The 25,325-nt window shown below is 57.8% G+C and carries 16 protein-coding genes; 10 read left to right on the top strand and 6 right to left on the bottom strand.

Annotated features, from left to right (window positions below; translation table 11 throughout):
• The first annotated feature begins 32 nt into the window (after positions 1-32).
• The gene (locus AC0L6S_RS12245) at positions 33-743 is read left to right on the top strand and encodes a class I SAM-dependent methyltransferase (protein WP_473424261.1); all 711 of its coding nucleotides are present in this window, start codon (positions 33-35) and stop codon (positions 741-743) included.
• Positions 744-770: 27 nt separating this feature from the next.
• Here AC0L6S_RS12245 and AC0L6S_RS12240 read toward each other — a convergent pair whose 3' ends face one another.
• The gene (locus AC0L6S_RS12240; protein WP_473424260.1) at positions 771-2,108 is read right to left on the bottom strand and encodes a glycosyltransferase family 39 protein; all 1,338 of its coding nucleotides are present in this window, start codon (positions 2,106-2,108) and stop codon (positions 771-773) included.
• A 211-nt stretch (positions 2,109-2,319) separates the two neighbouring features.
• Between AC0L6S_RS12240 and AC0L6S_RS12235 the strand changes: the two genes are divergently transcribed.
• Complete coding sequence (locus AC0L6S_RS12235) at positions 2,320-3,618, top strand: NAD(P)/FAD-dependent oxidoreductase (protein ID WP_473424259.1); 1,299 nt, start codon at positions 2,320-2,322, stop codon at positions 3,616-3,618.
• Positions 3,619-3,697: 79 nt separating this feature from the next.
• Here the strand turns inward: AC0L6S_RS12235 and AC0L6S_RS12230 are convergent, their stop codons facing one another.
• From AC0L6S_RS12230 to araC, 3 genes are all read right to left on the bottom strand, one after another.
• Complete coding sequence (locus AC0L6S_RS12230) at positions 3,698-5,914, bottom strand: TonB-dependent receptor (RefSeq protein WP_473424258.1); 2,217 nt, start codon at positions 5,912-5,914, stop codon at positions 3,698-3,700.
• A 202-nt stretch (positions 5,915-6,116) separates the two neighbouring features.
• The gene (locus AC0L6S_RS12225) at positions 6,117-8,450 is read right to left on the bottom strand and encodes a TonB-dependent receptor (protein ID WP_473424257.1); all 2,334 of its coding nucleotides are present in this window, start codon (positions 8,448-8,450) and stop codon (positions 6,117-6,119) included.
• A 205-nt stretch (positions 8,451-8,655) separates the two neighbouring features.
• Positions 8,656-9,771: an arabinose operon transcriptional regulator AraC gene (gene araC / locus AC0L6S_RS12220; protein ID WP_473424256.1), complete on the bottom strand. Its 1,116-nt coding sequence runs from the start codon at positions 9,769-9,771 to the stop codon at positions 8,656-8,658.
• A 302-nt stretch (positions 9,772-10,073) separates the two neighbouring features.
• On the opposite strand from araC, the gene AC0L6S_RS12215 reads away from it, so the two are divergent.
• Positions 10,074-11,648, top strand: a complete 1,575-nt coding sequence (locus AC0L6S_RS12215) for a sulfatase family protein (protein WP_473424255.1) — start codon at positions 10,074-10,076, stop codon at positions 11,646-11,648.
• A gap of 11 nt (positions 11,649-11,659) precedes the next feature.
• Here AC0L6S_RS12215 and AC0L6S_RS12210 read toward each other — a convergent pair whose 3' ends face one another.
• Positions 11,660-12,079 carry a GFA family protein gene (locus tag AC0L6S_RS12210; RefSeq protein WP_473424254.1) on the bottom strand — a complete coding sequence of 140 codons (420 nt, stop codon included), beginning with the start codon at positions 12,077-12,079 and terminating at the stop codon, positions 11,660-11,662.
• Between the two features lie 10 nt (positions 12,080-12,089).
• The gene (locus AC0L6S_RS12205; RefSeq protein ID WP_473424253.1) at positions 12,090-12,482 is read right to left on the bottom strand and encodes a VOC family protein; all 393 of its coding nucleotides are present in this window, start codon (positions 12,480-12,482) and stop codon (positions 12,090-12,092) included.
• A gap of 295 nt (positions 12,483-12,777) precedes the next feature.
• Between AC0L6S_RS12205 and AC0L6S_RS12200 the strand changes: the two genes are divergently transcribed.
• The 7 genes from AC0L6S_RS12200 to AC0L6S_RS12170 all read left to right on the top strand — a co-directional run bounded on the left by AC0L6S_RS12200 (position 12,778) and on the right by AC0L6S_RS12170 (position 25,304).
• Positions 12,778-14,448, top strand: coding sequence for a sulfatase family protein (locus AC0L6S_RS12200; RefSeq protein ID WP_473424252.1), 1,671 nt, complete (start codon positions 12,778-12,780; stop codon positions 14,446-14,448).
• 1 nt (position 14,449) lies between these two features.
• The gene (locus tag AC0L6S_RS12195; protein WP_473424251.1) at positions 14,450-16,618 is read left to right on the top strand and encodes a DUF3604 domain-containing protein; all 2,169 of its coding nucleotides are present in this window, start codon (positions 14,450-14,452) and stop codon (positions 16,616-16,618) included.
• A gap of 126 nt (positions 16,619-16,744) precedes the next feature.
• On the top strand, positions 16,745-17,518 hold the full coding sequence (locus tag AC0L6S_RS12190) for an SDR family NAD(P)-dependent oxidoreductase (protein ID WP_473424250.1): 774 nt from the start codon (positions 16,745-16,747) through the stop codon (positions 17,516-17,518).
• A gap of 125 nt (positions 17,519-17,643) precedes the next feature.
• Complete coding sequence (locus AC0L6S_RS12185; protein ID WP_473424249.1) at positions 17,644-18,798, top strand: Gfo/Idh/MocA family protein; 1,155 nt, start codon at positions 17,644-17,646, stop codon at positions 18,796-18,798.
• Positions 18,795-20,174: a divalent metal cation transporter gene (locus AC0L6S_RS12180; protein WP_473424248.1), complete on the top strand. Its 1,380-nt coding sequence runs from the start codon at positions 18,795-18,797 to the stop codon at positions 20,172-20,174. The genes AC0L6S_RS12185 and AC0L6S_RS12180 overlap by 4 nt, the downstream gene beginning before the upstream one ends.
• Positions 20,175-20,186: 12 nt before the next feature.
• Positions 20,187-21,257, top strand: a complete 1,071-nt coding sequence (locus AC0L6S_RS12175; protein ID WP_473424247.1) for a Gfo/Idh/MocA family protein — start codon at positions 20,187-20,189, stop codon at positions 21,255-21,257.
• An 81-nt stretch (positions 21,258-21,338) separates the two neighbouring features.
• Entirely contained in the window at positions 21,339-25,304 is a 3,966-nt protein-coding gene (locus tag AC0L6S_RS12170) for a DUF7133 domain-containing protein (protein ID WP_473424246.1), read from the top strand.
• Positions 25,305-25,325 lie beyond the last annotated feature (21 nt).

The following is a 25,325-nucleotide window of genomic DNA, read 5'->3' as shown; positions in this document are numbered from 1 at the left end:
TGTCCGGGCATAGACAATAAGAGATCCCGAGGATGGCGCTGGAAAAAGCTGAATACTTTGGCAAAGATCTCGAGGCGATGTCATTCGCCCACAACTATCACCGCTGGATTGCCAGTGAACTCGCGCCTTATCTGGGCGATCATATTGCAGAGGTGGGTGCTGGCATCGGCAACTTTTCCGACTTTCTGCTGGACGCAGGTGCCCGGCGGCTCTCTGCTTTTGAGCCTTCCAGTAATATGTATCCAGTGCTTGAAGAGCGATACTTGGAGGTGCCCAATGTCGATACCTACAACGCCTTCTTTGAGCACGAGTCCGAAAAGTTTGTCGCCAGTCTGGATGCAGTGGCATATATCAATGTGCTCGAGCATATCGAGGATGATCGATTGGCCCTACAGCATGCCCATCACACACTCAACCCGGATGGCCACCTGCTGATTTTTGTTCCGGCCCTGAAATTTCTCTATAGCGAACTCGATAGAAAAGTTGGCCATTTCAGGCGCTACAGCAAGCGGGAGTTGACGGAAGTAGTGACATCGGCGGGATTTCGCATCGAGTCCTGCAGGTACTTTGATGTGATGGGCATCATTCCCTGGTATATCGCGTTTGTGTTGCTGAAGCAGACGACATCCAGCACCAATGTCACGCTATACGACCGCATTGTGGTGCCAGTGATGCGGCGTGTCGAACGTATCATTTCGCCGCCCATTGGCAAGAATTTGCTGCTGGTCGCGCGCAAGGCCTAGCCCCTGCAGAATAGACGGACACGCGCTTCAACCGTCCGTGACTGGTGGCGGCCGCGCTACGTTGGCACCCCATATCCACTGGGTCAGGGTTACCAGGCCGAACCCTGCCAGTACCACCAGGCTCAGATCGGCCATGGTGTGATAGCGCGGCTCACCGTAGAACACACCCAATACCCCCAGCATCACGAGTATGGATATCGCCAGTGGTGATATATCGATTCTTGCGCGGATGGCGGCGGTAGCACCAACGATGGCCAGTGCAGCGACAAACCAGAAGGAAACGACCCAGGACCACACCGGCCAGGTGGCTGTGCCATGCCATTTCGCGACCTCAGCCACTGTGTGCCGCGGTCGATACAGACCGAAAGCGCGGCCGTAGCGCGCGACTATCGTCAGTGGCAGTTTGTCGAGGTTTTTGCGTATTTGGACGATAGCGGCATCGCGGTGCAGGTGATCCTTCACCGCGCGGTCTTTTATGTCGGCCGGCTTCTTCGCGAACTTCAGGCAGCCCATGTGGAAGAAACCCTTATTCTTGCCTTCGAAAGTTAGTGGGCAGTTACCAATAAGCAGCCCCGTGCCCATATTGGTCGACATGAACACAGGCACTTCAAACCGCTTGGCGTTGAATATTGCCCAGGGCGCAATAAGCAGGGCAACGATGGCGAATGTCAGCAGGGCCAGCAACGCACGACGTGCATGACTGAGCTGTGCCGCGCGCCACAATATGGGTATGAGCAAAACCAGCAGTGCTATCTGCTCAGGCCGGGTGAGCGTTGTCAGGCCGACAAAAAAGCCTACCGCAATTGCATGCCGCACGTTTGGCGCCTTGGAAAAACGGTAGAATGCAATAATAGATGCACCCAGCAATACCAGTGCCAGTGGTTCCGACAGGATTTGTGCATCCAGTACCCAGAAGCCCGGATAGACCGCTGCAATGGCACCGGCCGCAACGCCGGCAGGGTCGCCAAAGAACAGGCGCGCGATCACTGCACTGACCACGATGACCAGCATGCCAATGAGCACCCCCAGCAGTTGGTGTTCATGTATTGTATCGAAGCCCAGTGCAGATACACCGCCAAGTAAGGTTACCCAGGCGGGGGGATGATGTGCGGTTTGCGCTCCGACATCCCACATGGCGGATGTGTAGCCGAGTCCGTCTGCCAGTCTGAGCGCATCGAGGTGATATGACAGCCCGTCGCCCCCTAGCACGGGGTCAGTGGCACCGAATACCAGCAGGATGTAGAGCAGGCGGATGCTACCACCTGCGATAAGCGAGATGGCAAGCGCAGGCCCGAAGCGGATACTCGCGACCCAACGTGGGTAGTGATCCGCTCTCGCCAGAGTATTCGGATTAATCGCGCTCAATAAACTGTCCCTGTTGAAATTTGTAATTTTGTCACTTACGAGAAATCACGGCTCCATGCCGACAGTAGTACACTAGCACACACCATTTGTGTGTTCCATAAGCGCTCCTTGCGCGTCGTGGGGCGAATGGTTGCAACGCCTGCGCGGCACCACGGCGAGTTGTTTTTGTCGTGGTCTAGCAGAGAGACTGTATCGGAGAATGCTCGAAGTTATGAAGATTGTAATTGTTGGCGGCGGTGCAGGGGGCCTGGAACTGGCGACCTACCTGGGCCAAAAATTGGGTCGTAAAGGCCTGGCTGAAATCGTACTGATCGATCAGAACCAGACCCATTTATGGAAGCCGCTGTTACACGAGGTCGCTGCGGGCAGTCTCGACGCCGAGGTGGATGCCCTGAGCTATCGCGCCCATGCGACTGCTCACGGCTTCGTCTTCAAACTGGGGTACTTCAGCAGTGTCGATAGGGCCAATCGATGTATAGAGCTGGCGCCGGTGTTCGACGACGACGGTTTTGAGGTGCTACCCCAGCGTCGTGAAACGTATGATCAATTGGTGATTGCCATCGGCAGCGGATGCAATGATTTCGGTACGCCCGGCGTAGCCGAATTCGCGCAGTTCCTGGAAGGGCCCAAACAGGCGGAGCGGTTTCACAAGCAACTGGTCAATCACTTCATTCAGCTCAATCGCAAGTTAATTGATGAGCCCACAAGAACCCTGAATATAGCGATTGTGGGCGGTGGTGCTACCGGCGTTGAGCTGTCTGCGGAACTCTTTAACGCCCAGCAGTTGTTTTCACTCTACGGCCTGAAGCGTGTGACCAATGCGCATTTGCGCGTCACACTGCTGGAGGCGGGTCCGCGGCTGGTACCGGCGCTGGCAGAAAATGTTTCAGAGGCGGTGCGCTCCGAACTGGTAAAGCTGGGTGCGGATATCCGCTTGAATACCCACGTTGCCAGAGCTGAGAAAAAAGCGTTTATCACCGCCGATGGCGATACTGTGCCCGCCGATATGATGCTCTGGGCAGCGGGTGTGAAAGTGCCGGATTTTATCGCCGATATCGAGGGTCTGGAGACCAATCGTATCAACCAGATTCTGGTGAAGCCCACGTTGCAAACTACTTCCGATGAGAGCATTTACGCCATCGGCGATTGTGCCGGCTATGATCTCGGTGATGGCCGTTGGGTGCCGCCACGAGCGCAATCGGCGCACCAGATGGCGAGTCTGGCGGGGAAAAATATTGTTCGCGGCCTCAAAGGTAAGCCGCTGAAGGCTTTCAAGTACCGGGATCATGGCTCATTGGTGTCGTTGAGCCGGTACACGGCGGTCGGTGTTTTGATGGGGAATTTAGGTAAGGGACAGAGTCTGAATGTACGCGGTTGGCTGGCTCGAATGGTGTATATTTCGCTCTACCGAATGCATCAGGTTGCGTTGCACGGATGGTTCAGGGCCTCCTTGCTGGTGATCGCCGACAAGCTCAACCACATCGTAAAACCCAGATTGAAACTACACTAGGGGCCAATCCGCCGGCGTTGCACGCCCGCGTTTGCAGCGGGCGTTCCAGTCGCGTGAGCGATTGCACTAAGGCGTCGGACTACCAGTCCATTTGTACCGAGACGCCAAAGCGCCTCTTATAGGTGTAGGGGAGAATCTGCGCTGCCTCGACGCCGACGATTTCCTGGCCGCCGATACTTGCCACGTAAAATTGATCAAACAGGTTCTGTACGTAGAACTGTACGCGGTAGCGCCCATTGCGTGCGGCAACACCGGTGTACAGGTCGAAGGTATTGTAGGGGTCGCCAACTAGCAGTGGGTTGTTGGAGGTACTGAACTGCACCTCGTCGCGGTAGAAAAAGTTCAGGCTGGCGAAGCCGTCAAAGGGCATAGAGGGAATGGGGACGTAATAAGTGCCAGCGAGGTAAGTCGACCATTTTGGTGAGTTGGGCAGCTCGCCGCCGGAGAGATCCTGGGTGCCATTGACACAGCCTTCGGCCTCAGTCTGGCGCGCATAACAGGGTGCATCCGGCCAATCCGAGAATGTCGCATCGGTGTATGCCAGTGACCCTTGCAGTGAAATATTCTCCGTCACCTGCGCATTAATCTCGAGTTCGACGCCCTTGGTTTCCAGCTCCCCTGCATTGGTCAGGAAAAAAATGGGCGGGAACGCATCCGGAACCTGTGCCGATGCTTGAAAATCCTTAAAGGTACTGTAATAGGCGGCGGCATTGACACGGAGGCGATTGTCAAACCATTGCGACTTTAGGCCAACCTCGTAACTCTTGGGGATCTCCGGGTCGACAAACACATCCTCGCCGCTGCTCGGCCCGGAGGGCAGGGAATTGGAGCCGGGGCCTTTATAGCCTTTGGTATAACTAGCGTAGACCATGGCGTCTGCAGCGATATCGTGTTCCACCATTATTCGCCAGGAGCCGGCATCGTCCTTGTCCTTTTCATCTACCGAGCCAGCCGGCGCCTCCGGCAACGTGCCGGGAAAGGAGCTGACAACCTGCTTGTGGTGCAACTGGTCGAAGTTGTATCGCGCCCCTAGAGATAGCCTGCTGTGATCAGTGATATGCCATGTTGCCTGTCCGAATGCGGCAAAGCTTTCACTGTCGTTTTTACTGTTGTTGATCAGGGAAAGGGCGCCGGCCGGGGCTTGGTCAATGCCGTACAGGTCGATGTAGCGGTCAAAGTTCCGGTCAATTTTTTTGTAGAAATAGTACAGACCGGCAACGTATGTGATGGGGCCGTCACCGGGCGATGTCAGGCGCAGTTCCTGCGTGTATTGCTCGTACTTTTCATTGCTGTCGTTCAATGGCAGTGCTGTGCGGGTGTAGTCATCCGCGCGAGCGGCACCGTATACATTCTCATTGGTATACGCAGTGATAGAGGTCAGCACGTAGTCGTCAAGGGAGTAGTTTAACTCCAGGCTGAAAATGTCGACCTTGGTACTGCCCTCCGAGGTGTCATTGTCCACGACCTTGTCGTTCTTCGGCCCCACCGGCCCACCCTCGCGTGCGACCACGCTGCCGGCTGCAACCTGGCGCAGCGCGGCCACGCAGCAGGTATGATCACGCTTGATATGGGTGTAAGCGATTTGCGCATCAAGGTCTTCGCTGATCAACCAGCGCAACTTACCGCGAGCGCCCCATTCGTCACGGTCGTTGAAATCATCGCCGCCGGGGTACTCGTTATCGATAATCGGGTCCATGGTGTTGCTGTACATGGAAATCCGCCCCAGCAGAGTGTCCTCAATAATCGGGCCGGATGCGTAGCCGTAAAGATTCACCAGATCGTTACTGCCGTAGCTGGCGCGAAACCCTGTCGCGAATTCTTCTGTGGGACCGTAGGTAGTGATGTTGAGTAGGCCAGCACTGGCATTCTTACCGAACAACATACCCTGTGGGCCGCGCAACACTTCCACACGTTCGACATCGCTGAAATCCAGCACTGATCCAGACAAGCTGCCTGAGGCAACATTGTCGACCACCGTGCCTACAGACAGATCGACGGAGCGGCTGAAGCTATTGGTTCCTATGCCGCGAATTTGAATATTGCGGCCAGCATCGCTGGTGCCTTCTGAGAACGTAAAGCCCGGCACCAGGCGCGATAGATCGGCAATCTGTGTTTTGTTCAGGTTGGCCAGTTCAGTGCCGCTGACCACTGCGATGGAAATCGCCACATCCTGCAGGCTCTCTGAGCGTTTCTGCGCAGTGACGACGACTTCTTCCAACTGTTGCGCCTGTGCGGTTGAAAATGGGGCTGCGAAAAGTAGTGCGCCTAAGTAGCGCGAGATTCTGGCGAAGTGCATGGTGCGTCCTGTGTCAATTATTATTAAACCGCGTCACAGTGCAACCCGGTTGCTGTTTATCCTTCAACGCTTCATTTTTGCAAGGATAACACGCGCGGGCAAGGCCGATCTGTCTGCGGCATTGCACGGCGCGTCCAACCCAACCGGCATATGGTAAACCCGTAGCTGCATGGTGAAACGCATAACTGCAGTGCTGTTGCGGTTACCAGAGGTAGCGCACTTCAACCCCGAAGGTGCGCTCGGCGTAGCGCGGTACCTGTTGGGCATAGCCATTGGGCGTGAAGTTGGCAGGTAATGAGGCTATTGTCGAGACATGCCATTCATCGAAGACGTTCTTGGTAAACAAGGTCACTGTATAGTGCTCCTTATGGTCCAGCGCCACTAGCGACAGGTCGAGAATACCGTAGGCATCCTCGGTGGTGTTGACATCCTGTTCGATACGGAATTGCACATCGTCCTGATAGCGGTAGTTTCCGTTGAATGACAGGTCAAACGGCATGGTCGGCAGCGGGATCAGGTAGCTGGCGGCGAGCGTGAATTTCCACTTCGGTGTGGACGGCAGGTCGCCACCGCTGAGATTCTGGGTCGCCGGGCTGTCAGCGCAGCTGGTCTGCCCTTTGTAACCCACGCCGCGAAACGATTGGCCAAAGGAACAACCCGCACCTTCGAACTCGTTGATCTGTCCATCCACGTAGGCCATACCCCCTGACACTGTGAGATTTGCCAGCGGCAGTGCTGTGAAGTCCACCTCCACGCCCTGTGTCTCCACCTTGCCGACGTTGGCCAGTACAAAACTGAAAACACCGTCGTCCTGACCGTCGCCGTCATCATCCACCGGGTTGCCATTGTCGTCCAGCTTCGGGGTGAACTCAGACGCGCTGGCCTGGAAATCGTCGAACTTGGTGTGAAATATTGCGACGTTGAGTATCAGGCGGTCGTCAAACCATGTGGACTTGAGGCCGAGTTCGTAGGCATGGCTGGTTTCGGGGTCGACGGGGTCAGTGTTGTCCTGTGTCGAGCCGAAGCCGACGTTGAATGCCGGGCCCTTGTAGCCCTGTGCATAGCTGAGATAGGTCATTGCCGTGTCGGTGATATCCCATTCCAATGCCACCTTTCCAGTCCACTTGCTCTCGTCAGTGTCGCGTTTGAAGTACTCCTGTGGATTGGCGCCCAGCGTGGAGCCGGTGCGTTCAAAATCAAATTTGAGATCGTCGTGGGTCCAGCGCAGGCCGGTGACCAAACGCCAGCCCTCATACAGGTGGGTGACGGCCTCGCCGAAGACCGCGTAATTGAGTGAGTCGACGGAAAAGTCGGCGACAGCTTCCGTGCGGTTGCTGCCGGTGATGTCGAAAGAGCGGTCAAACTTTCGATCGATGGTCTGGTCAAAATAGTACAGGCCGACCACGTAGGAGATGAACTGGTCAGCCGGCGAGGTGAGCCGCAGTTCCTGTGAGTACTGATGTTGTTTGGACTTGCCGCCCTGTCTGAAGCCGAGCGAATCGATTGGCAGCTGATCGACGTCACCGCGAGAGTTCTGCGACCAGTCGCGGTAGGCGCTGATCGACGTGACCGTGTGCTCGCCCAGATCCCAGTTTGCCTCCAGCGAGTGACCCGAGGCGTCTGTATCTGTGGTGAGGTCGCCATTCAGGTTGACCTTGCGGTTCTCGTCACCGGGCACTACCGGGGCCAGTTGCGCGAGTATCTCGTCCACCTCTGCCTGATTGTTTGGTGGTTGCGCGGGGTAGGGATCCATAGAGCGCAGCGCCAGCACGCAGCAATGGGACTTGTATTCGCTGTAATCACTGCTCCATTTGAGCTGCAGGGTATCAGTGGGTTGCCACAACAGTTTTCCGCGCACACCCCAGTCGTCAGAGTCATTTACGGAGTCGCCGTCATAGACATTTTCGATCCAGCCTTCGTCCTTGTTGAAGTATCCTGTTAGCCGGCCGCCGAGGTTCTCTGCAATGCTGTCCGAAATGGTAAAGCTGGAGCGGTACTCCTCATCTTCGGTGGCGTAGCCTCGCACTTCCGCTTCAAACTCATCGGTGGGGTCGCGGGTGATAAAATGCACGACCCCCCCGGACGCATTTTTGCCGAACAGTGTGCCCTGTGGGCCGCGCAGTACCTCTACCCGCTGCATATCTACCAACTGCGCGAAGGCCATGCCTGTCTGTCCCATCACCACGCCGTCCAGCATCGTTGAGACACTGGGTTCTATCCCGGAGCTGAACGTTACCGTGCCGATACCGCGAATGCTGAAGGAGGTCTGGCGAGGGTTGTCGCCCTTGTTCAGGTTCAGCGATGGCACCAGCTGGGTCAGGTCCTCCGAGCTGCCCACCAGTGCGTTGACCAGGTCCTGTCCGGACAGCGCCGTCACGGCAATCGGCACATCCTGCAGATTCGAGGCGCGTTTCGTCGCGGTAACGATTACTTCCTCCAGACGCAGAGGAGCTTCATCTGCCGCTGCGCTGATAGCGCTGTTGATGAGTAAAATAGCTGCGGTATAGAGCAATGCCTGCCGTGCGACTGTTTTCATTATGGTTTCTCGCTGAAATGCTTATTGTTATGCTGCGACGCGCCTTGGTTGTGCTGCTGGTGCGTCTGTGCTGCGGTTAAAGTAGGCTGTAGCGCGGGACAAATACATGCGCCAATCTGCTGAATAATTGGCTTTTTCTGCTATTCTCGCGGTGGTGGTTATCCTGCGCCAGCCACTGCTTGCCGACCCTGAAGCGCGCGGTGGATCAGGTGTTCGTGGAGAATGCCTTGCGGAACTCGCGCGGACTGCAACCGATACTTTTTTTGAAGTACCTGCTGAATTGCGCGGGATCGTCGTAGCCAACCTTTCTGGCGATGCAGTTGATATCTTCGTTGTCGGTGAGCAGCAACTTGCGCGCCTGTTGCACGCGCACATTGTTGCTCCAGCATTTGGGGCTGATACCCATCTGTTCCCTGAACAAGTGTGCGAAACGTGAGGTCGACAGATTGCATGCAACTGCCACCTCGTTCAGGCGGAACCCGCTTTCGATATTGCACCGCATGTAGTCACAGGCTTTCTGGATGCGTTTGTCGATGGCATCTTCCGGCGCGGCGCTCTGCCCTTTGGCGCGTATGAGCAGCTCTTCCAGCTTGTTGTACTGCAGATCCGACTGCATTGGCCCCGGTTCTTTATTGAGCTCCAGCAGTTCCTGAAAAGCGCGCTGAATTCGGGCCAGCGAGTCCTTTGCTGCCAGAGTTACGTGAAGGATGCCGGTATCCAATCGTTGCCAATCCAGAATGTCGTCCCAATGCTGCTTTGGCTGGAATAACGCCCAGCAATGCTCCCAGCGCCGCGCACCTGGAGAGAGTCCGCAGTGGAATTTCGCCTCCGGACGAAACAGCAGGACGTCGCCAGGGCCCGCATTCAGTTCAAAGTTGTCATTGAGGTACAGTGCCTTGCCTTTGGTTGTCAGGTGCACAGTCCAGCAGGGCATAGTGCCGTCATAACTGGCCCAGCTGTCACTGACCGTGCCGCGCTCTATCACCGTGCTGCTGGCGCTGACGCCGTACTCGAACAGCAGGTTGTGATCGAAGGATGCAAACAGTTCCTGCAGGAAAGTCTGCGCATCGCTCTCACCCAGCCCCTGCTGGCTATCAAAACGGTGTTGCCATTGGCTGATGATGCCGGATTGCAACCGATCAAAACTGTCGCTCTGGCGAGAGCGTGTCAGCACATGCCGGATCTGTTGCTGACTCAACGGCGATCCGAACACTTCAAAAACGGCTTGCATGCCCGCCTCATCGACGCTCATATCAACGTATGATCGGTAACACAGGATAGCGGCTTGCTCTATCGGGCCAATGTCCGCTTGTTTTGCCATAGTGACGATAGCTCCCTGGTCTGTGCTGTTTGCCTGAGCATTGGGACTCGGTAGTAACAGTGCAATCAGAATAGCAGAAAAAGCCAAGTATGCAGCAGCTTGGCGTATTCAAATATCCAGTATTTCCGCCTACTTTGGCGGCATAAAAGCGCGCTACTATCAGACAAAGTCGGAGAGCCTGTAAACTTTACGGGCCGAAGGTCCACAATGAGGATGTGCGCAGTGCCCTGTCACATCCGTGCCGCTTGTCGGCAGGTAGAAGGCGCGCAGACAGATCAATAACAAACAGACGGAATAACACTATGCCTAAAGATCGTATGCACGGCATGATCCGGGTCAATGCGGCATTGGTGGCAATGCTTGGCAGCGTATCCAGCGGCGCAGCCGAGCGCCCCAACATCGTCTTTATCTTCTCTGACGATCATGCCGTAAGAGCGGTTAGTGCTTATGGCGACAGCCTTTTAGAGACGCCGAACATCGACCGCATTGCCGCCGGTGGCATGCGCTTCGACCGGGCCTATGTCGGTAATGCAATTTGCGGTCCCAGCCGTGCGACACTGCTTACCGGGCTGCACAGTCACGCTAACGGCTTCTACAGTAATGAGTGGTCCGGACCATTCGACGGTGAACAGCAGACGCTGTCGAGCTTGCTACAGGCATCGGGCTACCAAACGGCGGTCATCGGTAAATGGCATCTGTACAGCGATCCGGTGGGATTTGATCACTGGGACGTGATAGACAATGTGATGGAGCAGGGCACCTACTATAACCCGTCGTTCAGGAGTCCCGCGGGCGTCGAGGAGACGACCGGATACGTAGCGGATCTGGTGACAGACAAATCCATTGCATGGCTGGACACGGCGAAGCGCGATGGAAGCCCATTCTTTCTGCTCTACAACCACAAGACGCCGCACCGCGACTGGCTGCCGGGGCCGGTAGAATTACGCAACTGGGATGAAGATGCCAGGTTCGAGGAGCCTGACACGCTGCTGCGAAACCTCGATGGGCTGACCCGGGCGCGTCGCGAAGCGCGCATGCGCATCGAAGATTATATGACCGACGGCGATGTGAAGCTCAGTCAGGCGTTTGACCTGACACCGGAGCAGGAGGCCTTGTGGGAAGCGGCTTTTGCACAGGGCAATCGGCAGTTCGAGGAGGCCGATCTCAGTGCAGAGGAAGAGCTGCGTTGGAAATACCAGCGCTACATCAAGACCTACGCGGCCTCGGTGCAGAGTATGGATCGGCAGATCGGCCGCCTGCTGGATTACCTTGAGTCCAATGGCCTGATGGAAAATACCATCGTTCTGTACAGCTCCGATCAGGGCTTTTTCCTCGGTGAAAATGGCTGGTTTGACAAGCGCTGGATGGATGAGGTGTCCTCGCAGGTGCCGTTGCTGGTGGAATGGCAGGGGCATATCGAACCCGGCACGACCTCCGATGCGCTGGTGCAGAATATCGACTTTGCGCCCACACTGCTGGCCGCCGCCGGTGTAAAGCCGGAGAAACCGATGCACGGTGTCAGCCTGTTGCCGCTGTTTGAGGCGCATCCGCAGCCGTGGCGGCGCGATCTGTATTACCACTTCTACGAAAACCCAGGTTTTCATGGCGTGGCCCGCCACTACGGTGTGCGTACCGATCGCTACAAACTGGTGTACTACTACCAGAACGACGAGTGGGAATTGTTCGATCTGGTGACGGACCCGGGCGATCAGGTAAATCTGTACGGCCGACCGGGATACGACGAAGTCACCGCGGATTTGCAGCAGCGTCTGGCGAAATTACGCGCACAGTATCAGGTGCCCGAGAACGACCCAGAGGTGCCGTGGTACCACGGGCCTTTCATTCGGGGTATTGAGCAGTTGATGAAGTGGTTGTGATGAGGTGGCAGTCAGCCCTCTACAGGGGAACCTTCGGCGTATTGAACAACAGAATCCGGAATCACTTCCCAGCTAGCCTTTGACGCGACAAATATGTGCCGTTCAATTTCAATACCGGGATCGCCGTTCAGGCAGCCCAACGTTATGCCGTGCACCTGGTCGTTGTGCAGGCCACACAGAGTCGATCCACAGCGGCTGCAGAACGCAAGGCCGAATCCGGGTTCGCTTTCATAGCGTGTCAGGAGGTCTTGCCCGCGCGTCCATGAAAACGTGCCGGGCTCGACGAGTGCATAGGACGAGGCCTGCGAACTGAACGCCTTCCTGCATTTGGAGCAGTGGCAGGAGCGCGCATCGAACACGCGGCCTGCTATGGCGTAGGCGATTGCGCCGCAAAAACATTGGCCCGTTAATGTTGGAGAATGTGAATCCATTGTCTGCTCCTTAGGCAGTTTTTTTGTCGAATTGAAAATTCAGTTCCACCGTGGTGCCAGCGGGGTCTGTCAGAAAGAGTTGCCACTGCCCGGTATCGGCGACTTCGAGTTCACTATAGGGAATACTGTGTTGGTCGAGGCGCGCTCGGGTGCCGTGAAGATCGTCGCAACGCAGTGCAATATGGTCGAAATACCCGGATTTCTCGCCCTCTCTGCCCGGGTCCTCTACCAGGTGAAGGATGGGGTGGTCGCCCGAGTACAACCAGTATCCACCGATGCCAAAATCAGGTCTGAAGCCTTTTTCCAGGCCCAGTGCATTACTGTAGAACGCCACCACCTGATCCAGCACCTCCATGGGTGCGCTGAGGCTGAAGTGGTGAATCTGTATGGGGGCTTCTCTCATTGTTTGTCTCCATCGCGACCGCTGGAGCGCAGTATAGCAACACCCGGTTTGTTCTGACGATATCAGCGGTGTCACGCTGCAGGCCGGGCGGTGGGACTGGTCCTGTCGGCGGCGCAAGCAGGCCAGCGACAGGGCGGGTTGGACACAGCCACGCAAGCAAGACATTTTCCGGAAATGACGTTAGGGTATTGCACAAATGCGAATGCCAACCAACAGAATAATTTTTCGCTGTCATTTTGATGCTTCGAAGAAGCGCTTCGTAAGCGGGTATAGCAGCCCCTGTGGAGTGTCGCGGATGTCAATAATACGAGCGCTGGCGCTTTCTTCCATCTTCCTGTTTACGCATCTCGCGGGAGCACAGGCTGTGCCGCAGCGACCCAATATTTTGCTGTTGATGGCGGAGGATATGAGTAGCAGGGTCGGCGCATTTGGAGACCCTGTGGCAGTCACGCCTCACCTCGATACGCTCGCTGCGCAGGGAGTGCGCTACACCAATACATTCACCACAGCCGGTGTGTGCGCGCCCAGCCGCGCCGCGCATATCCTCGGCATGCACCAGATATCAACCGGCACACAGCACATGCGCAGCAGCACCCGCCCCGAGGGCAGCTATTACTCGGTGCCGCCCGACGGAGCCAAGGCCTACCCGGAATTACTGCGGGCCGCTGGATACTACACCTACACGGATCACAAACTGGACTACCAGTTCAGCACTGTTTTTCCGCACAGCGGGCCTTCCACCATCTGGGACCTTGAGGGTGGAGCCGCATCCGACTGGGATAAGCGCACGCCAGGGCAGCCTTTTTTTGGCTTTATCAGTTTTATGGTGACCCATGAAAGCGGCATATTCCCCCCGCTGGGCAATATGCCCAACAGCGCGACCCATTTCCTGATGCAGTTAATGCGCTGGTACAGCCTGGACAGGCCGGTGACAGAGGTGGTGAAGCCGCAGGATGTTGTCGTGCCTCCCTATTACCCCGATACGCAGTCTGTGCGTGAGGACATGGCCCGGCATTACAACAATATTGCGTATATGGATGAGGAGGTCGGTGCGATTCTGGCGCAACTTGAGCGCGCAGGCCTGGCCGACTCGACCATTGTGATCTGGACAACCGATCATGGCGATGGCCTGCCCCGCGCCAAGCGCGAACTGTTCGATTCAGGCATCAAGGTGCCGATGATTGTCCGCTGGCCAGCGGCGTTTTATCCCTACGGCCTGAAACCCGGAGCCGTGGAAGAGCGCCTTATCAGCTTTGTCGATCTGGGCCCCACGATTCTGTCGCTGGCCGATGTGCCGGTGCCCGCCAATATGCACGGGCGTGATTTCATGCAGAAAAATGCTGAACCGAATGAGTATATTTATGCATCCCGGGACAGGATTGATGCCGTGATGGATCGCCAAAGGGCTGTCAGGGATGGGCGTTACAAGTATATTCGTAGCTGGTATCCGGATGTCCCGGGGGGCACTGATCTGGCGTTTCGGGACAACGTCGACATGGTGCGCGAAATGCGGGCGATGTACGGTGCCGGACAGTTGAATACGCCACAGCGACAGTGGTACGAACCGCCCGGCGAAGAGCGCCTGTTTGATCTGGCGCTGGATCCATTCGAAGTGCTCGATGTGAGTGGCGATCCGCAATACCGGCAAGTGTTGCGGCGTATGCGCGGGGCGATGGACAGCTGGCTGACGCGCGTTGGTGATTGGAGCGAAGAACCTGAGGCCACTATGGTCGACCGGTTCGAGGCGGGTGGAAAGCGCCGCGTTACTCCGGCACCAACAATAGTATTCAGTGGGGGATCGCTACAGGTGTTGCCAGCTGCGCAGGGGCATTCGCTTGAGTACCGCATCGATTATGGTGATTGGCTGCTTTATACCGGATCGATCGATGTGAAAGAAGGCAGTGCGATAGAAGCCAGGGCGGTGCGCTACGGTTGGGAGGAGAGTGAAATTGTCGAAGGTCCATAAAATGGTTCAATCCGAAAGCATGCGGTCTGGTCGTTGGCGCCGCGCGATGGCGGCCCTGTTTGGCTGCCTGTTGGTATTCGCCGTGGCAGCGCTTGCGGAGCCCGGGGCCAGCGGGGTGGCCGGGAGCGCCAGCACCGTTGACGCAAAGAACACTATCGAAACGGAAGAAGCGGAAAGTGTCCTCGATGTGCAGAGTGGAACGGATGGCGCCGCAGTCGTCGAGACGGTGGATATCGCTACGCAGGAAGATAGCCATACAGCCGCTGAGGGCGCTGCAACAGCGGAGTTGACCGCTGTGTCAGCGGTAGAACCGGTGCAGTCTTACTCGGAGACGCGTGAGCCCTGTGCCACCCGGGCACCGTTGAAGCAGGCCTTCTTTGGCGACCTGCATGTACACACACGCTATTCGCTCGATGCCAGTACACAGGGCACCCGTACAACGCCCGCACAGGCGTATCAGTTCGCTCGCGGCGAGCGTATTCCCATTCAGCCGTGGACGGAATCCGGTGAAGCGCTGCGCTCCCTACAATTGTCGCGACCACTGGATTTTGCGATGGTGTCGGACCACGCCGAACTGATCGGCGAGGTCTATATGTGCAATACCCCGGAGTATGAAGGTTACAAATCCTGGCAGTGTATCTTTTATCGGCACTGGTCGCGCGGGGCGTTCTACCTGTTCAACTATATGGCGACTATGGAGCAGGCACATATGGGCCAGTGTGGTGAGAACGGCGAGCGCTGCCTGGAGGCGGCCTTACTCCCCTGGCAGGAAATGCAGGAGGCTGCAGAGCGCTATTATGATCGCAGCGCAGATTGCGAGTTCACTACCTTTGTCGGTTACGAATGGACGGGAATGAACGGTTCCAACGGCGGAAACCTGCACCGCAATATCGTATTCCGCAATGCCGAGGTGCCGGAGTTGCCCACCAGTTTTATCGATGCGCCGGCGGCGCATTTGTTGTGGGAGTCGCTGGAACAGAATTGTAACGGCGCGGGAAATACCTGCGAATCGCTGGTGATTCCGCACAACTCCAATTACAGCGCTGGCTCGATGTTCAGCGGCCTGACGGACGACGGCGGGCCGATGACCAAAGCGTATGCCTCAGCGCGAGCACGCTTCGAACCGTTGGTTGAGATCATGCAGCACAAGGGTTCGTCGGAATGTTTTTTTCAGGCGGGCGTCACAGAGGATGAACTGTGTGCTTTCGAGCAGTTGCCCAAGGACAATATCGCCGGCTTCAATGAGCCGCCAACACCGGATACCGGTTTTGTGCGCAAGGTGCTTGCGGATGGGCTGGCAATCGAAAACACGCTTGGCGTCAATCCCTACCGGCTCGGTGTTATCGCCAGCACGGATACTCACCTCGGCACGCCGGGGGCGGCACGCGAAGACCTGTTCCTCGGTCACGGTGGTGCCGGTGTTTCCGCTGAGAAGGAAGTTCCGCCCGGCCTGCCCGATGAGCTGGAGTACAACCCAGGTGGTCTGGCGGTGCTGTGGGCGCATGAGAACAGCCGCGATGCGCTGTTTGATGCCATGCAGCGGCGTGAAACCTACGGCACCAGTGGGCCGCGTATCACCAGCCGCTTCTTTGCCGGTTGGGGTTTTCCCGCAGACCTGTGCGGCGCGCCCGATCGCATAGCGCGCGGTTATGCCGATGGTGTCCCCATGGGCTCAATGCTGTCCGACAGGCCGGACGCGCAGCAGCGGCCGACCTTCCTCGTCGCTGCCAGTCAGGATGCGGGTACGCCCTCGGACCCGGGTACGCCGCTGCAGCGCCTTCAGGTGATCAAGGGCTGGGTGGATGCCGATGGTGAACGCCACGAGCAGGTGATTGATGTGGCCGGAAACCCCGACAACGGTGCGTCTGTCGATCTGCAGACCTGCGCCACCAGTGGCAGTGGCTTCGCCGAATTGTGCGCGGTCTGGGAAGACAGGGATTTCGATCCCAATCAGCGGGCCTATTATTACTCCCGTGCGGTAGAAAACCCAACCTGCCGCTGGAGCCAGCGCATGTGTGCTGCTGCTGGCGTCGACTGTGCGCGTCCCGCCACCATCACCGAGGGTTATGAGGGATGCTGTTCAGCAGAGCATCGCCCCATTGTGCAGGAGCGTGCCTGGACATCGCCCGTGTGGTACAGCCCCACTGCGTCGTCCGCAGACCAGCGCTGATACTGCGGGCTGCATCAGCGGGCCGCGTTGTTAAACCAGCGGCTGGCAATTGCTGGCACCGTGCTGTTACCGTCGTCGTCGGCGCTATAATCGCTGCCACCATTAATAAGAGGGAGTGAAACCGTCGTGGCAGATCCAGGAAAAGTTGTATTAATTACCGGTGGTGGCAGCGGGATGGGGCGCGAGGCGGCCCGGCTTTTTGCGACGGAGGGTGCCGCGGTAGCGCTGTTCGATGTAAATTCCGCGGGGATGGCGGAAACCGTCGGTACATTCGACAGTATTCATAGCTGGGCCGTCGATATGACCGATTTCGAGGCCGTGTGTGCCGCCGTGCGCGAGGTGGAGGAGAAACTCGGCCCGGTAGAACGCCTCTACAACTGCGCCGCGATAATGCCGTTTGGCAAACTGGTGGAGCAGGACAACGCCATCATCCACAAGCAGATGGCAATCAACTACGGCGGTCTGGTCAATATCACGCAGGCAGTGCTGCCCGGTATGCTGCAGCGCGGTCGTGGGGATTTCGTCAGTTTTGCGTCCATGGCGGGGATTATTCCGATGCTACTGACCGGCGCCTACACTGCGTCCAAGTTTGCCGTGGTGGCTTTTACTGAGACCCTGTACCACGAGAATATGAACTCCGGCGTGCGCTTTGCCTGTGTGTGCCCGCCCGCTGTTGCCACGCCGCTGCTGCAACAGGGCAAAGATACGGCCTGGCCAAAAATGCTGGAGAGCCAGGGTACCCCGATTGCCCCGCGCATCGTGATAGAAGCCGTGGAGGAATGCCTGAAGAAGGGCAAATTCTTCGTCTTCCCGACTCGCGATTCCAAAATTGGCGCTATCATGCGCCGTCTCTTCCCCGGCCTGATCTGGAAACAGGTGCATCAGGTGGAAGGGTTCTAGCCCGCATCGCTTGACAGTCACCGGCGTTGTCTCTAAATTGGCCTGACCACTTTTCAGGCCAATTTCTGCACGTTTCAGCCTCGATTAGCAGAAAAATCTGGCGAGACAATAGGTGAATACAGCCAATGGGGCAAAACAAGGTAGTGCGACTGGGCGTAATAGGCCTGGGCAACATCGCCCGACAACATATTGATAACCTGAGAAGCGGTCAGACCACTGACTGCGTGCTGGCGGCTGTCTGTTCTCGCCAGCCCACCGATTTGGCAGCTGAACTGGGTGTGCCGCACTTCACGGATTACTCCGAACTGGTGCATAGCGGGCTCTGTGATGCGGTGCTCGTCGCGACCCCGACGTTTACGCATTTTGAGACGGGGGCGTGCGCGCTGCGCGCCGGCCTGCATGTGATGATGGAGAAGCCTATCGGTCTGTCGACGCAGGAGGGCGAGGATTTGCTCGCGCTGCAGCGCAGCGGACAGGTCTTTGCGTTGATGCTCAACCAGCGCACTGATCCGCTGTTCACCACCATGCGTAATATCATTAGTGACGGTACGCTGGGTGAGATCACCCGCACGCACTGGACGATGACCAATTGGTTCCGGCCCGAAGTGTATTTTCAGGTCAGTGACTGGCGCGCCACCTGGCGCGGCGAGGGTGGCGGTTTATTGCTCAACCAGTGCATCCACAACCTGGATATTTTCCAGTGGCTTTGCGGCATGCCGGTATCGGTGCGGGCCTTCTGCGAGTTCGGCCGCTACCACGATATTGAAGTGGAAGATGAGGCTACGGCAGTGTTCCGCTACGCCAATGGTGCCAGTGGCGTGTTTGTCGGTTCCACCGGCGAAGCGCCCGGCGTCAATCGCTTCGATGTGATCGGCGACCGCGGTTCGCTCGCGTTTGACGGCGAGCGTCTGCTCCTGTGCGAAAACGAACCGGGTACGCTCGAGTTCAGTCGTACGACAACAGAGATGTTTGGTATGCCGGATTCCAAGGTGCGGGATATCACACCGGATCGCAGCATCAACCAGCATGCGGCGGTGATGAACAATTTTGTCGCCGCGATACAGCGCGGGGGCGAACTGCTCGCTCCCGCCCGGGCGGGTCTGGATTCACTGGCGCTGGCCAATGCCATGCTGCAGTCCAGCTGGGAGGCGCGGTCCGTCTCACTGCCACTGGACAGCGCGCAATACCAGCAGGTGCTGGGCGAACGTATCAAGGATTCTACACTGCGCCGCAAGGCGGATATTGAGGCGACAGTCGACATGAGTGCTTCCTACCGATGACAGAATCAGCAGCGGCGATAATGGAGCGGGAAGTTGCACAGCTCACAGCGCTTGGCCAGAAGCCATTGCGGCAGCGGCTCCCCACGTATCTGCGCCTCAGCGGCCCGGGCTGGTTACAGGGCGCGATGACGCTCGGCGGTGGCAGTGCGATCACCTCGCTGACCATCGGTGCGGTATACGGCTATGAATTGCTGTGGGTGCAACCGCTGTCGATGTTGATCGGCTGTATTATGCTGTTCGCGCTGTCCCACCAGACATTGAGTACCGGTAAGCGGCCCTTTGCCGCAATGCGGGATCACGTCCACCCCTCACTGGCGTGGTTGTGGGCGATTGCGGCGCTGGCATCGAGCATTATCTGGGGCTTCTCACACTACCCGCTGAGCGCCGGCATGCTGGAGGAGATCATCGCGGTCAGCGGTGGTGTAAACCTGCAGGATGAGCCGGGTATGACGCGCGAGCTCTACCTGTTCGGCCTGGCGATACTGGTGTGGATGGTCTGCGCCTACACCGCCTGGCATTACGGTGCGGGCGGACGCGCGGTCTATCTGTTTGAGACAGCCATCAAGCTGTTGAGCGGTATGATTATTCTCGCCTTCCTCTGGGTGGTGTTGGCGGCCACTGCCAACGGACAGGTCGACTGGGGCGCGGTGCTGGCGGGCTATATTCCCAGCAGCCTGCCCAGCGACTCAGCCGGTGTGACAACCATTATGGCGGCGCTGGGCACAGCGGTCGGCATCAATATGACATTTGTGTACGGCTACACGCTGCTGGATCGCGGCTGGGGGCCTGCCCACCGCGAACTGTCGCGCTACGACATCGTGCTGGGCCTGGTGCTACCGTATGTACTGGTGACCGGCCTTATCTCGATAGCGGCCGCCGGCGCATTTTATGATTCAGGGTTTGTCGTCAACGGTACGCTCAGCCCGGCACAGGCCGGTGAGATGTTCAGCGAAGCGGGTATGGGGCCGGTTACTGGGCGGCTTGTGTTTGCGGTGGGCATACTGGGCATGGCCGTGGGTTCGTTGGTGATGCACATGCTGTGCTGCGGTGCGGCGGCCGGTGCGATGTTCAATTGGGAACCGCATTCGACGCGCTACCGGCTGGCACTGTTGCTGCCGACCCCGGCGGTGCTGGGCGTGTTTTTGTGGTCGACCATGGGCGCGTACGTGATTTTGCCGACGTCCGCGATCTGCGGCTTCTTGCTACCCATCGCCTATCTGGGATGGCTGTTTCTGAACAACAACAAGTCCTATCTGGGTGCCGATCGCCCGGAAGGCGCACGCCGCGTCTGGTACAACCTTGCTATGGTGTTATGTATTTTGACAGTGCTTGCCAGTGTCACCTACAGCACCGGCATCAAGCTGAATTGGTTCTGAGGATAACGCACAGTGGTAAATATCGGTGACGGCGCCAATTATGCGCCCAGCACAGAGGCGGAAAAGGTGGTTGCCCCCGCCGAGTTCTGTTTCGCGGTGGCACATCTGGATCACGGCCATATCTATGGCCAGACCAACGGCCTGCGCGACGCCGGTGCGACGCTGAAGTATGTTTATGACCCAGATCCAGCGCGCGTGGCCGCCTTTGTGAAAACCTATCCCGGTGTAACCGTCGCCGACAGCGTCGAGCAGATACTGCTGGATGCTGACGTCAAACTGGTGGCCGCCGCCGCAGTGCCGGATAAACGCGCGGCGCTGGGTATACAGGTAATGGACGCGGGGCGCGATTACTTCACCGATAAATCGCCCTTCACCAGCCTTGAGCAACTGGCGGATGTGCGCGCTGCTGTCGCCCGTACCGGGCAAAAATACGCCGTGTACTACGCGGAGCGGCTGCACAATGATGCGGCATGGCACGCCGGTGAGTTGATCGCGGAGGGCGCCGTCGGGCGAGTGCTGCAAGTGCTCAACCTCGCACCACACCGCTTGGCGAAGGCCACCCGGCCAGCGTGGTTTTTCGACAAGGCCTGCTATGGTGGTATCCTCACCGATATCGGCTCACATCAGGTCGAGCAGTTTTTGACCTATGCCGGTTGCGCCGATGCCCAGATCAACTTTGCCCGCGTGGCCAACTTCAGCCACCCGGACAAGCCCGGGCTGGAAGATTTTGGTGAGATGTCCATGACCGGCGATAATGGCGCGTCATTTTACAGCCGTGTCGACTGGTATACACCCGATGGTTTGCGCACCTGGGGAGATGGTCGCACGTTTATCGTTGGTACCAGCGGCAGTATTGAACTGCGCAAATATATCGATGTCGCCAGGGACGCCCCTGCCTCCAAGCTCTTTCTGATCGACGGCGAGCAGGAGCGGGAAATCGATTGCCTGAACCGCAGCGGGTTTCCGTTTTTCGGTCAGTTGATACGTGATTGCATCGCGCGCACGGAGACGGCGATGACGCAGGAACACGTGTTTAAAGCCGCAGAATTGAGCATGCAAGCGCAGGTGCTGGCGGAGCAGTAGTGCAGGGCGGTCGCCCGCCCAAGCCGCGTCCGGTGCTTGTTCGCACGAATTGAAAATAATGTCAGGAATACAGGTCTTTACATGAAGAAATTTCTTTTGCTGTTGGTCGTAGTGGCGATAGCCGGTGCCGCCTATTACGTATGGAAGCCCTCCCCGGAACCGAAGTTCACGCTCGAGGAGGGGTACCACTACCTGTACGACGGTAAAACGTTGGCCGGGTGGCACTCGGTGGGCGGCGACTCCACCTTTGAAGCTGGGGGCGAAGACATCGTTGGCTACCACGGTGCGGGTGATAACACCTTCCTGCGCACCGACAAGACCTACGGTGATTTCTCCCTGAAGATGCAGATGCGTTGGGATGAACCCGGCAACTCGGGTGTGATGTTCCGTGCGAACCAGCGCGAGGACGATGGCCGTGTGTATGGCTATCAGTTTGAACTCGACGATTCTGATCGCTCATGGAGCGGTGGTATTTACGATGAGGCACGCCGCGGCTGGTTGGCGGATCTGGCGGACAACCCCGAGGCGCGCGCGGCGATTCGCCCCGACGACTGGAATGACATCGAGATCGAGGCGCGCGGCGCGAGTATCAAAACCTGGATCAACGGCGTACTCGCCGCGGATATTGTCGACGGTCTGGATGACGAGGGTTTTATCGCCCTGCAGGTGCACAAGGGCGACAAAGGTATTATGCGCTGGCGGCACATTCGCCTGAAGGAATTGCCCGGTATGGCAACCCCCGGCGATAGTCTGCTGGCACCTGCAGAGTGGCGTCCCGGTGACAACGACAGCCTGGTATTTACCGAGGCCGGCATCATCGGCAAATTCCCCTCGGGGGACTTCTGGATGACGGCGCGGCGTCAATTTAATGAGGCGATGCTCAGCATGACAGTCCCCGCCTGTGAGCAACCCACTATCATCCGTATGCGCTACCTTGCTGCGGACAGTGGCATCGAGCCGAGCTTTGCCGAGGTCAAGATCTATGCGGATCGCGCCGAGGGCCGTGTCGTGACACCTGCGGGTGAGCAGGTCAGTGACCCTGTCGACCTGAGAAATGCTGAGCAACATCGCTTTGTCGGTGTCACCATGAATGGCGCGATTACGCTGACCGTGGATGAGGTCGATGCACTGCGTCTTTACGATACTGGCTTGCCGGAGCGCGGACAGTTGCACATCCAGCCTGCACGCTGTGGTGACGATTTCCAGATCGCCGATATCGATTGGTTTTCACTCACCCAGAGCGATGGAAAACCGCTGTTCTACCAGACGCTGGACAACGAGCCGGCGCCGGTCTTGTCACCCGAAGAAGCCCTGCAATCTTTCAGTATCGCACCGGGCTTTGAGATCGAGCTGGTTGCCGCAGAACCTCTGGTGGAAGAACCCGTGGCGATGTCCTGGGACGAGTATGGTCGACTCTACGTGGTTGAAATGCGTGGCTATATGCGCGATGCCTACGGTACCGATAGCGAGGAGCCCGTAGGGCAGGTAGTACGTCTGGAGGATACCGACGGTGACGGGCAGATGGATACCAGCGAGGTATTTCTGGGCGAACTGGTGAACCCACGTGCAGTAGCCGTCGTCAATGAAGGCGTGTTGATTGGTGAACCGCCGCACCTGTGGCTGTGCGAACTGCCCGAGAAAGGGTCGCTGTGTGAGAACAAGCGGAGCCTGGGTAGCTATGCGACTGCGGTTCCCGATGCCAATGTGGAACACATGGAGAATGGCCTGAGGCAGGGGCTGGATAACTGGCTCTACAACTCTAAATCGAGCCGCAGCCTGCGTATAGAGGATGGTGAGCTGGTAGAGCGGGAGGGTTTGAATCGCGGTCAGTGGGGCATCACCAAAGACAATCTCGGCCGCCTGCTCTACAACCACAATTCTACCTGGGTACAGGCCGATTTTTTCGCCGCTGAAGATCTGGTAGTGCCGGGGCCGCCGGTTGTGCTGGAGGGCCTGGGGGTCAACCTGACTGAGCCGGCGGATGTCTATTCGGTGCGCGTGAATCCCGGTGTCAACCGCGCCTATCTGGATAGTACGCTGCGCGAAGACGGGCGTTTGCGCGTCGCTACCGGTGCCAGCGGCCTGGTGTCCTATCGCGGCGACCAGTTCCCGCAAGAATACCAGTCGGATGTGTTTGTGCCGGAAGTGGCGGGCAACGTGGTCGCCCAGTTCAAGATGAGCGAGGAGGGCATGGCGCTCAAGGCTACGCAGCGTCTCTACGACGATGAGAAGTGGGGCCAGCGGGGTTTTCTGGGGTCAACCGATGAACGCTTTCGCCCGGTGGATGCCATGAACGGACCCGATGGTGCGCTCTATGTCATCGATATGTATCGGGGTATCGCGCAGGATGTCTACTACATGACCGACGAACTGCGCGAGCAGGTTTTCCAGCGCGATCTGGAATCTCCCATCGGGATGGGCAGAATCTGGCGCATACGTCACACTGAAGGTAAGGCCGGGCGCGAGTTCCCCGTGCTCGCAAACGCCAGCAATGAAGAACTGGTGGCAGCGCTGTCTGATGCCAACGGCTGGGTACGGGATACCGCACAGCGTCTGTTGCTGGCTCGCGATGGCGACCTGACGATGGCCTTGAACACGGTGGCAATGGCCGCGCAGACCAGTGCAGACAATACGATTCCTGCACTGCATGCAATCTGGACCTTGCAGGGCCGGGGAGAACTGCAGCGGGAGCTGGTGCTGACCCTCGCCGAATCCGGCAATCTGCAGGTTCAGTTGCAGGTTCTACGGGCCGGACGGTCGCTGTTACAGGTGGCTGATCTGCTGCGCTTGAAGCAGCAGCTGATCAATGCCGGTGTCGAGGGCGATGCGGCAGATGACTGGCAGGTTGAAGCGCTGTCCATGCAACTGGCTTTCGCCATGGCAGATCATGCAGAGGATGAGCGCATACGCACGGCACTGGCTGATATGTTGGCGGCGGACCTTGGCAGCGCCTATGTGCGCCAGGCCGTGGTACGGGCGGTAGCGGGGCAGGAACTCGCGTTCCTGCGCGAAGTGCTGGAGCTCGGGCAACTGACACAGTCAAGCCCGGGTGCAGAAATGTTACTAGTCGCGCTGTCTAATAACGCGTATCGCGATATACGCGGCGATCTCACATCGAATGAGATTGCGGATCCCGGTCTGCTGGAACTGTTGGCGCTGGCCGCCTCGCGCTCGGGTGATCTCGCCTGGCAGCAGATGGCCATGTTGACCGGTATGGAAGCTGTTTCGATCAGCCCCGGATTTGTCCCTGCCCAACTCGAAGGGCCACCACCTATTTTTGCCGATGGTTCAGTGAGCGAAGACGATCCGCTGTGGAACGCACGACTTTCCGCACGCGCGTCATTTACCTGGCCGGGCGATGAGTTGGCACTGGGCATAACGCCGCTCAGCCCGGAGCAACTTGAACTGGTGGCGTTGGGTGAGAAATTTTACGGCCAGTGTGCTGCCTGCCACGGTGAAAATGGTGCGGGAACTCCGGGGCTGGCACCGGCATTGGCCGGTGCATCGTGGGTTACCGGGCCGCCTGAATGGCTTGGTCGCATCATTCTGCAGGGAATGACCGGCCCAGTGACAGTGAACGGCACGACCTTTAACGGTGTGATGCCACCTCATGGTCATATGAAGGATCTGGACGATGCCACGCTCGCCGGGTTGATGACCTATATGCGGCGCAACTGGGGCAACAAGGCGGACGCTGTCAGTGTCGAGGTTGTCGCGGCTATTCGCGCTGCCAGCGCTGATCGCACTGCGCCCTGGACGGCTGAAGAACTGGAGCAGGTGCCCTTTGATCGCGGGTTCAAGCGTTTTGAGGGCGAGTTTTCCATCAGCTTCGTGACCTTTACCTTCGAAGATAAACCCGATGGTTTGCATGTGAAGGTACCGATGTACGGGTCGGGTAAGATGGAGGAGATCAATGCCACTACATTTGGTGCGGCCGCAGGTGGCGAGGATGTGCAGTTTCAGTTTGTCATTGAAGAAGATGGCTCGGTGAACTCATTGATCCTGCACCGCAAGGGTGAAAAGATTCGGGTTAAGCGCAAAAAATAGGCATCGCCCGATTGCGTAACC

This window comes from Halioglobus sp. D3-4 (assembly GCF_055809315.1).
The sequence above is the reverse complement of the archived record's forward strand: the minus strand, read 5'-3'. Positions and strand labels throughout refer to the sequence as shown.

Excerpts from the sequence above, each read along its gene's own strand:
- AC0L6S_RS12170 (WP_473424246.1), top strand. The coding sequence starts at position 21,339 with ATGAAGAAATTTCTTTTGCTGTTGGTCGTAGTGGCGATAGCCGGTGCC.
- AC0L6S_RS12210 (WP_473424254.1), bottom strand. The coding sequence starts at position 12,079 with ATGGATTCACATTCTCCAACATTAACGGGCCAATGTTTTTGCGGCGCA.
- AC0L6S_RS12230 (WP_473424258.1), bottom strand. The coding sequence starts at position 5,914 with ATGCACTTCGCCAGAATCTCGCGCTACTTAGGCGCACTACTTTTCGCA.
- AC0L6S_RS12200 (WP_473424252.1), top strand. The coding sequence starts at position 12,778 with ATGTCAATAATACGAGCGCTGGCGCTTTCTTCCATCTTCCTGTTTACG.
- AC0L6S_RS12195 (WP_473424251.1), top strand. The coding sequence starts at position 14,450 with ATGGTTCAATCCGAAAGCATGCGGTCTGGTCGTTGGCGCCGCGCGATG.
- AC0L6S_RS12245 (WP_473424261.1), top strand. The coding sequence starts at position 33 with ATGGCGCTGGAAAAAGCTGAATACTTTGGCAAAGATCTCGAGGCGATG.
- AC0L6S_RS12180 (WP_473424248.1), top strand. The coding sequence starts at position 18,795 with ATGACAGAATCAGCAGCGGCGATAATGGAGCGGGAAGTTGCACAGCTC.
- AC0L6S_RS12205 (WP_473424253.1), bottom strand. The coding sequence starts at position 12,482 with ATGAGAGAAGCCCCCATACAGATTCACCACTTCAGCCTCAGCGCACCC.
- AC0L6S_RS12215 (WP_473424255.1), top strand. The coding sequence starts at position 10,074 with ATGCCTAAAGATCGTATGCACGGCATGATCCGGGTCAATGCGGCATTG.
- AC0L6S_RS12185 (WP_473424249.1), top strand. The coding sequence starts at position 17,644 with ATGGGGCAAAACAAGGTAGTGCGACTGGGCGTAATAGGCCTGGGCAAC.
- AC0L6S_RS12225 (WP_473424257.1), bottom strand. The coding sequence starts at position 8,450 with ATGAAAACAGTCGCACGGCAGGCATTGCTCTATACCGCAGCTATTTTA.
- araC (WP_473424256.1), bottom strand. The coding sequence starts at position 9,771 with ATGGCAAAACAAGCGGACATTGGCCCGATAGAGCAAGCCGCTATCCTG.
- AC0L6S_RS12235 (WP_473424259.1), top strand. The coding sequence starts at position 2,320 with ATGAAGATTGTAATTGTTGGCGGCGGTGCAGGGGGCCTGGAACTGGCG.